We start from the raw sequence: 6,300 nt of genomic DNA on the forward strand, positions 1-6,300 counted from the left end.
CACATCTACTTTAAGATGCATTGTCTGCGAAGCAGCGCAGATTGAAGTTCGCCTTTGGCGAATGTGTTATCATCGGTTTTGTGTATGAGCAGTAGCGGGTTTTAAGCGACTACTTTTCAGCCTACAATATACTTTATTTAAATGGAAAAGCGATTCGAGTTAGAACTCAAACCGCTATTGTTTATACACCTTGTTAGCTGTAGTTTTTTAGTCCTTTCAAACTCGCTATCTCTTTTATCTTACTAATTTAAACGGAATTCTGTTTCGTTAGAAAACGGACACTTTTCTATGTCTTGGTAGTTCATGGTCCAAGTAACAGAGGTTATTTTCCATTTCTCATTAACCAATATAAGCGACCAGTATTCAATACCCCAATTCTGAATTTTTGAGTTAAAAGAAAAATTATAATCAAAGGAAATTGTGGCAAATTCTCCTCGTCTATTAATTTTCACATTATAAAACTTTTCTTCAGTCTTTTCCTTTAAATTATTATAGAAGGTTTTATAATCACCTGAATGAAACACAAAATCAGGCATTTGCTTTAAGGTCATTTCCTTTGTCTTTTTGGTGAAAATTGCTGCCCAAGTTATTGAATCGTGTAAAAAAAGTTTGCTAAACTTTTCAATATCATTATGTTCGATTATGGATACCCTAAATTCTTCAATTACACGTTCTAGTTCCTTTTCTGAATCTTTATTTTGAGCGTTTAAAACAAGAGATGCTAATAATAGGCTTATAACTAATAGTGTGTATCTCATAGGTTATAGGTTAATTTTCTTTTGAACATCCTCTTGTGTTATTTTCCTTAACAACATAAGACCAATGACAAACAATGGTATAAAAATTAGAAGGGGTGCTGCCGCGGATATTATTTGTTCTAGAAGTGTCATCGCAACAGCAGGTTCCATATTGCTACTTAAACTGGGAAGTAATCTAAAAAGGAAGAAAAAATTAATAAATCCATGCGTAATGGCAAGTGGGATTAACTTATTGGTTTTTAATAAGACCACTCCAAAAAAGAATCCTATGAAAATTGCGTAAATCGATTGACCTATTACTTGTGGAACATTATCATTTACAGTTAGATTTAACAAGTGCGAAGCACCAAAGAATATAGCAGGAAAGAGTACTCCCAAGAAGATTCCTCTATCACGTGAAATATATTTTTTTAGGAAAACAGGCTGTAGGTAACCTCTAAACACAAACTCCTCTGCAAAGCCAACTAATTGGCAAGCAATTAGTAACAGTGCCATATTAGAGAAATCTATTGATGATAAATCCTTATTTATAAAACCCAAAGTGCCTAGTAAGAATAAATAGAAAGGTATTAAATTGAGGTATTTAAAAGACCATTTGTATTTTGAACTAATCCCAGATAATGCTTTCTCGTTTAGCCTTGTTATAAGTAAGAGACTGATTGAAAGAATCAAAAGCATTTTAATTGCTAATATTACATATTCAACTTGAAAACTGGAAAAGTCTTGCTCAGTAATTAATTTGTCCAAGGGTAGTAGCATTATAATACCTATGACAATAAGCATTGTTATACCTGAAAAGAATGGGCTTACCTTTTTAATCATATCTATATCTTGTCTGTTATTCATTTTTACACAGATGACGATACAGTTTAATTTTTGTTACTTAGGTTTTGGAAATATTGTGTTGGTAACTAATTATTTCATCACAATCTGTTTAGGATTCTGATAGGTTGCATTTACAGCTAACGGCCAGACGGGTAAGGCGAGTTGCGATATTTATTTGTAAATATAAGCAATATAAGCCTTTAGACGTTATTCGCTTTACCCTATGTTAGTGGCAGTGCCTAACACGTGGTGTTATTTGTCATAATCTGAAGTTATTTCTACAAACTTTTTCGCAATTTCGTTCTGTTTTCTTTCGTCAAAGTTATAGGTTTTGTTGTCCATAAACTTTCCTTTGTCATTTGCATATTCTAAACAAACTTGAAGTCGAGGATGAGATTTGTCGTTATCTATATAATCGAAAATTAGGTTTAATGTTTTGACATTATATTTTTCGTCAATCCATTTAGCAAGTGGCTCGAATTCCTCTTTAATATTCGAGACCTTTTGTTTTATTTTTTTGGTTGACTTATAGTCCTTGTCAGAAGGCATTATCATATTTCAGGTAGAGTCTTTTTAAATGGCATACAACGTGTTTGTGTATGAGTAGTAGCGAGCTTATATGTCATACTTTTCGGAAAGTAAAGTACAAAATAAAAAAGTAATAGCGACTTGATTTAAGATTCAAATCGCTATTACTTATACACGTTGTTGGCAATAGTTATTGGACTTCAACTTGACTCCAAATCCCGGTTTCGGCAGTTTCTTGCGCATATTCTAGAAATGTTTTCGCTTTTCTTCCTAAAACTCGTTCAATATCATTAACTACCTGTTGATTCTTTGGATTAGTTAAAACATGACTAAATAAATACTCGATTAACCACACAACATCATTAGGTATTTGCATTTGCTTCATACCATCAATATACTGTTCTAATGTGATTTCATAGAAGTTTAATTTTCTATTGCTAGTCTTTGAAATGATATTGACAATATCCTTAAAAGTGATTAATTCAGGTCCTGTTACCTCAATAATTTCGCCATTGTATGTATCATTGAGTAGGACAGTAGCAGCAACCTCTGCAATATCATTCGCGTCTACAAACGGGATTAATATATCAGACATTGGTAATGCCACTTCTCCTGAAAGAATAGGGTCTAAAAAGAAGCTTTCGCTCCAATTCTGATTAAACCAAGATGCCCTAACTATTGTATAATCCACACCAGAATTCATGACAATTTTTTCACAAGCTTCAGCTTCAGTTTCGCCTTTTCCAGAGAGTAGCACCATTTTTTTAACACCTAATTCTTTTGCTAAATAAGTTAAACTCTCTATAGCTTCTTTAGCTCCTGGAACAGCAAGATCAGGATAATACGTAACATACATTTTTTCGATGCCGCTTAAGATTTCTATCCAAGTATCTTTATTGTCCCAATCAAAGCTTGGCGATGCATTTCTTGAACCAATTCTAGGCTCAATTCCTTTATTTTTTAATTGTTCTACGACGCGACGACCAGTTTTTCCTGTGCCTCCAATTACTAAAATATTTTCCATGTTCTTATATTTTTATATTTGATATTATTTAGGATTTGAATTCGTTAAGTTTTTTTAGCTTACTTTTTTTAATAAAGCCTTTTATTAGTCCAATAAACCAAGGAACGCTATAGCCATTTTTATGTAGATGATTTGCACCAAAATGATAAATAGCTTTGTTGCCTTTAATTCCGTGACCGTCAAGTAATCGATTATAAAAATTGAAAAGACAACCAATAAGAATTACCTCTTGTAAATCTTCTTCACTCCAACCCTCATTAAACACAGCATCTGCATCACTTTGTGTTAGCTTACTTGCCGATAAGGTTAGTTTTTTTAAATAATTGAATATTGGTTTTTCATTATTTTTTATTGGGGCCGAGGCTATATCTTCTAAAAGAGATTCTACTATTTTTGGAGAAATACCAAAGTTTTCAGCAACAGCTACATGAGAACCATAACAAAAACTACATGCGTTAAGTCCAGAAACATAGGCTGCGAAAAGCTCTTTTTGAGCATGAGAAAAGTTTGATTTTCCACGCATTATATTCTGAGAGGCTTTGTCTAAAGGACCTAATCGCTTTCGGTCATTCCAAGTGATATCTGTAATATCAGATAATTCATTTAATTGTTTAAAAAATGGCATAATTTTATATTTAAGTATTTGTTTTCTTAATTTTTATAATGTTTTATTTTAGGTAAAGTGTTCCTACTATTAGAAGTGAAAATGAGGTGATAGATGATGCTGTTCTCAGAGTATGCCATCGATTCCAGGGGTTTTCAAATTTATTTCGAAGTGTTTGTAATTCTAATTTTGAGAGTGATTCTAGATTCGAGTTATCCAACATCTCATTTAAAGGTACATTACCAAAAACAGTTAGCAGACCTATACCAATAAAGAAGATTATTGCTGCAATAAGAAAAAGCCAGAAAGTTGTATTATTAGTTCTAAAAAGAACAGCATTCACAAATAGTAGAATGGTTGGTCCCATAAAAATAATCATGAATTGACTATTAATAATAGCCCTATTCATGGCTTGGAAAGCCTTTAAAAAACTAAGATTATCTAATCTTCCGATACCAGGAGTAACTGCGTTAAACCAAGTAAAACATAACCCAGCTGTTAAACCTGTAAATAGAATACTTAATATGAGAACAATAATTTTATAGTTGATTTCCATTTTTACTATTTTTTGTGTTTGTTATCCATGTTAATAAATCTTGATATTCATCTGGACTGAGTTTTACTTTCTTTCCACTTGGCATTCTTTTTTTTATAAAGACTTGTTTGTAAATATCATTTGCCCAGGTGTCCATATTTTCTTTTGTAAATACTCTTCTTCTATTACGTTTACGATGACAGATATTGCATTTACTTTTTAGAATCTTATAAGCTTTATCTTTGCAAGATTTATCTAAATCTATTGAAGAATGCTGCGCAATGGACTCATTAGTTGCCTCATTAGAATTATAAGAGTCTTCAGTAATAATAACGAGAGTCGCTATAAATCCTATTGAGATTTTAATTAGAGTCACCATATTTGAAGACTATTTTTGGAATGTTTATTTGATTGCATTGAAGAATAATTTCAGGGTCGGTGGTTAAATTATGTGTTTGTTTAAGCTTCAAACCTTTGGGTTATATGGTTACCATAGTACAGCACTATAAAGTAAAACTCTATGGCTAGGGTGTAAAATATGGCATCACCAAAAAACTCCGAGAAACTTCCGCCATTTGGAATAATAAACAGTGGGACTGTAACTAGGGCATCTAACACAATAGAAACCCCAATAAAGATTAATGCTAATACCGAGGGTTTGATAAAGCTTCTTTTATAAAACAGATAGGTTCCAATGCATGCAAATGGTACAATGGCAAGCGCAACTACAATATTTGATTGTAGTTGGGTGTTTTCCAAAATTGTCAAGAAAGAAGACAGATAGTAGCAACTTACACCCAGGATCCATACTAAGATGGCGCATATAGTACTGTATAGGATTTTGTTGATCATAATTTTATCGCTTTTAATTATGATACAAATCTATAGTAGCTGTCTTGCAGCGACTTATTCAAAAAGAATTATGATTTATTCAAAAAGAATTTTAGACTTGGCTGGGTCTATAGCCAAACTTTTTTTCAAAAGCGTTAGAGAAAGAACCGAGGCTATCGTAACCTACAGCCCAGGCGGCTTCTTGAATTGTTTTTTGATCATTTTTAATTAAACTGTACGCTTTTTTTAAACGTTCGTTTTGTAAGTATTTGAAAACAGGAACACCAAAGTGTGCTTTAAATTCTATTTTAAGCTTATTGGTGTTGGTGCCAATTCTATTGGCCAATTCTGTTAAGGAAGGAGGATTTTCTAAATTGGATAATAAAATTTCTTGAGCAAGATTGATTTTTTCTATTTGTGAAGTATCAAATTTTGTGCTTTGTTGTTTTGCCAATTGTCCAAAATAATGAGAAAGTAAAGCTATGATATGGCTTTTATAAAACATCATTTTAATCTCACCTTCGTAAGTATTGCTGAATAATTGTTCAACTAATTGAAACATTTCTGGACTCATATTAAATACAGGACCTTCAACATAATGGTCTTTTGGGTGGATTAGTTGATATAAAAATTGTTCCAAGAATTGACCTTCACCATTAGGCAATTTGTCTATTTTTCTAATTGTTGTAGCAATTACTAGACATTGTAGTGATTTTAGTTTGGAAACATGATGTTCAAATTCTACCATATTATCTGCATAAAATGATAGTACCATACCTTTGGTGTGATGGAACTCTTTGGTTTTTCCATTAAATTTCACGTTAAGACCAACATCACCTGTACCATAAAAAGCGATAGCTATTATAGGCTCGTCAAAAAAACATGAATCTATTAGATTATTATCGGTAGAAGCCTCTTCCAATAAAATTGTATAATCATTTATATCTATTATTTCACGATTCATTTTTGAATTATCTCTATCGATTTTAATTATTGCCAACGGTCTCGTGTATGAGTAGTAGCGGATTTCTACTCACAAACCTTTCGGTTTTACACTGATTTTTGTTTTATGTTTATTCTTTTGTTTTATCACTTAACCCGCTATTACTTATACACGGTGTGCCTGTTGCACAACTACTTGTTAAAGATACGGAAAATACGTATCTTATGTTATGCAAGGAAAGAAGACTTATCA

At 32.1% G+C, this 6,300-nt stretch carries 9 protein-coding genes; all 9 read right to left on the reverse strand.

Going from position 1 to position 6,300, the window contains the following annotated elements; genetic code table 11:
• Window positions 1–242 precede the first annotated feature (242 nt).
• Complete coding sequence (locus tag HRU50_RS15920; protein WP_296352300.1) at window positions 243–758, reverse strand: hypothetical protein; 516 nt, start codon at window positions 756–758, stop codon at window positions 243–245.
• A 3-nt stretch (window positions 759–761) separates the two neighbouring features.
• Window positions 762–1,604 (reverse strand): CPBP family intramembrane glutamic endopeptidase, encoded by an 843-nt coding sequence (locus tag HRU50_RS15925; protein ID WP_296352302.1) that lies wholly within the window; start codon window positions 1,602–1,604, stop codon window positions 762–764.
• A gap of 231 nt (window positions 1,605–1,835) precedes the next feature.
• The gene (locus HRU50_RS15930; protein WP_296352304.1) at window positions 1,836–2,132 is read right to left on the reverse strand and encodes a hypothetical protein; all 297 of its coding nucleotides are present in this window, start codon (window positions 2,130–2,132) and stop codon (window positions 1,836–1,838) included.
• Window positions 2,133–2,301: 169 nt separating this feature from the next.
• The gene (locus tag HRU50_RS15935; protein WP_296352306.1) at window positions 2,302–3,135 is read right to left on the reverse strand and encodes an NmrA family NAD(P)-binding protein; all 834 of its coding nucleotides are present in this window, start codon (window positions 3,133–3,135) and stop codon (window positions 2,302–2,304) included.
• A gap of 28 nt (window positions 3,136–3,163) precedes the next feature.
• Window positions 3,164–3,760 (reverse strand): carboxymuconolactone decarboxylase family protein, encoded by a 597-nt coding sequence (locus tag HRU50_RS15940; protein WP_296352308.1) that lies wholly within the window; start codon window positions 3,758–3,760, stop codon window positions 3,164–3,166.
• Window positions 3,761–3,803: 43 nt separating this feature from the next.
• On the reverse strand, window positions 3,804–4,295 hold the full coding sequence (locus HRU50_RS15945) for a DUF1772 domain-containing protein (protein WP_296352310.1): 492 nt from the start codon (window positions 4,293–4,295) through the stop codon (window positions 3,804–3,806).
• The gene (locus HRU50_RS15950) at window positions 4,279–4,653 is read right to left on the reverse strand and encodes a hypothetical protein (RefSeq protein WP_296352312.1); all 375 of its coding nucleotides are present in this window, start codon (window positions 4,651–4,653) and stop codon (window positions 4,279–4,281) included. Before HRU50_RS15950 ends, HRU50_RS15945 begins: the two co-directional genes overlap by 17 nt.
• A gap of 80 nt (window positions 4,654–4,733) precedes the next feature.
• The gene (locus HRU50_RS15955) at window positions 4,734–5,033 is read right to left on the reverse strand and encodes a hypothetical protein (RefSeq protein WP_296352314.1); all 300 of its coding nucleotides are present in this window, start codon (window positions 5,031–5,033) and stop codon (window positions 4,734–4,736) included.
• Window positions 5,034–5,217: 184 nt separating this feature from the next.
• On the reverse strand, window positions 5,218–6,069 hold the full coding sequence (locus tag HRU50_RS15960) for an AraC family transcriptional regulator (protein WP_296352316.1): 852 nt from the start codon (window positions 6,067–6,069) through the stop codon (window positions 5,218–5,220).
• Window positions 6,070–6,300: the final 231 nt, after the last annotated feature.

The sequence above is a fragment of the Winogradskyella sp. genome (assembly GCF_013213835.1).
Taxonomy (GTDB): Bacteria; Bacteroidota; Bacteroidia; order Flavobacteriales; family Flavobacteriaceae; genus Winogradskyella.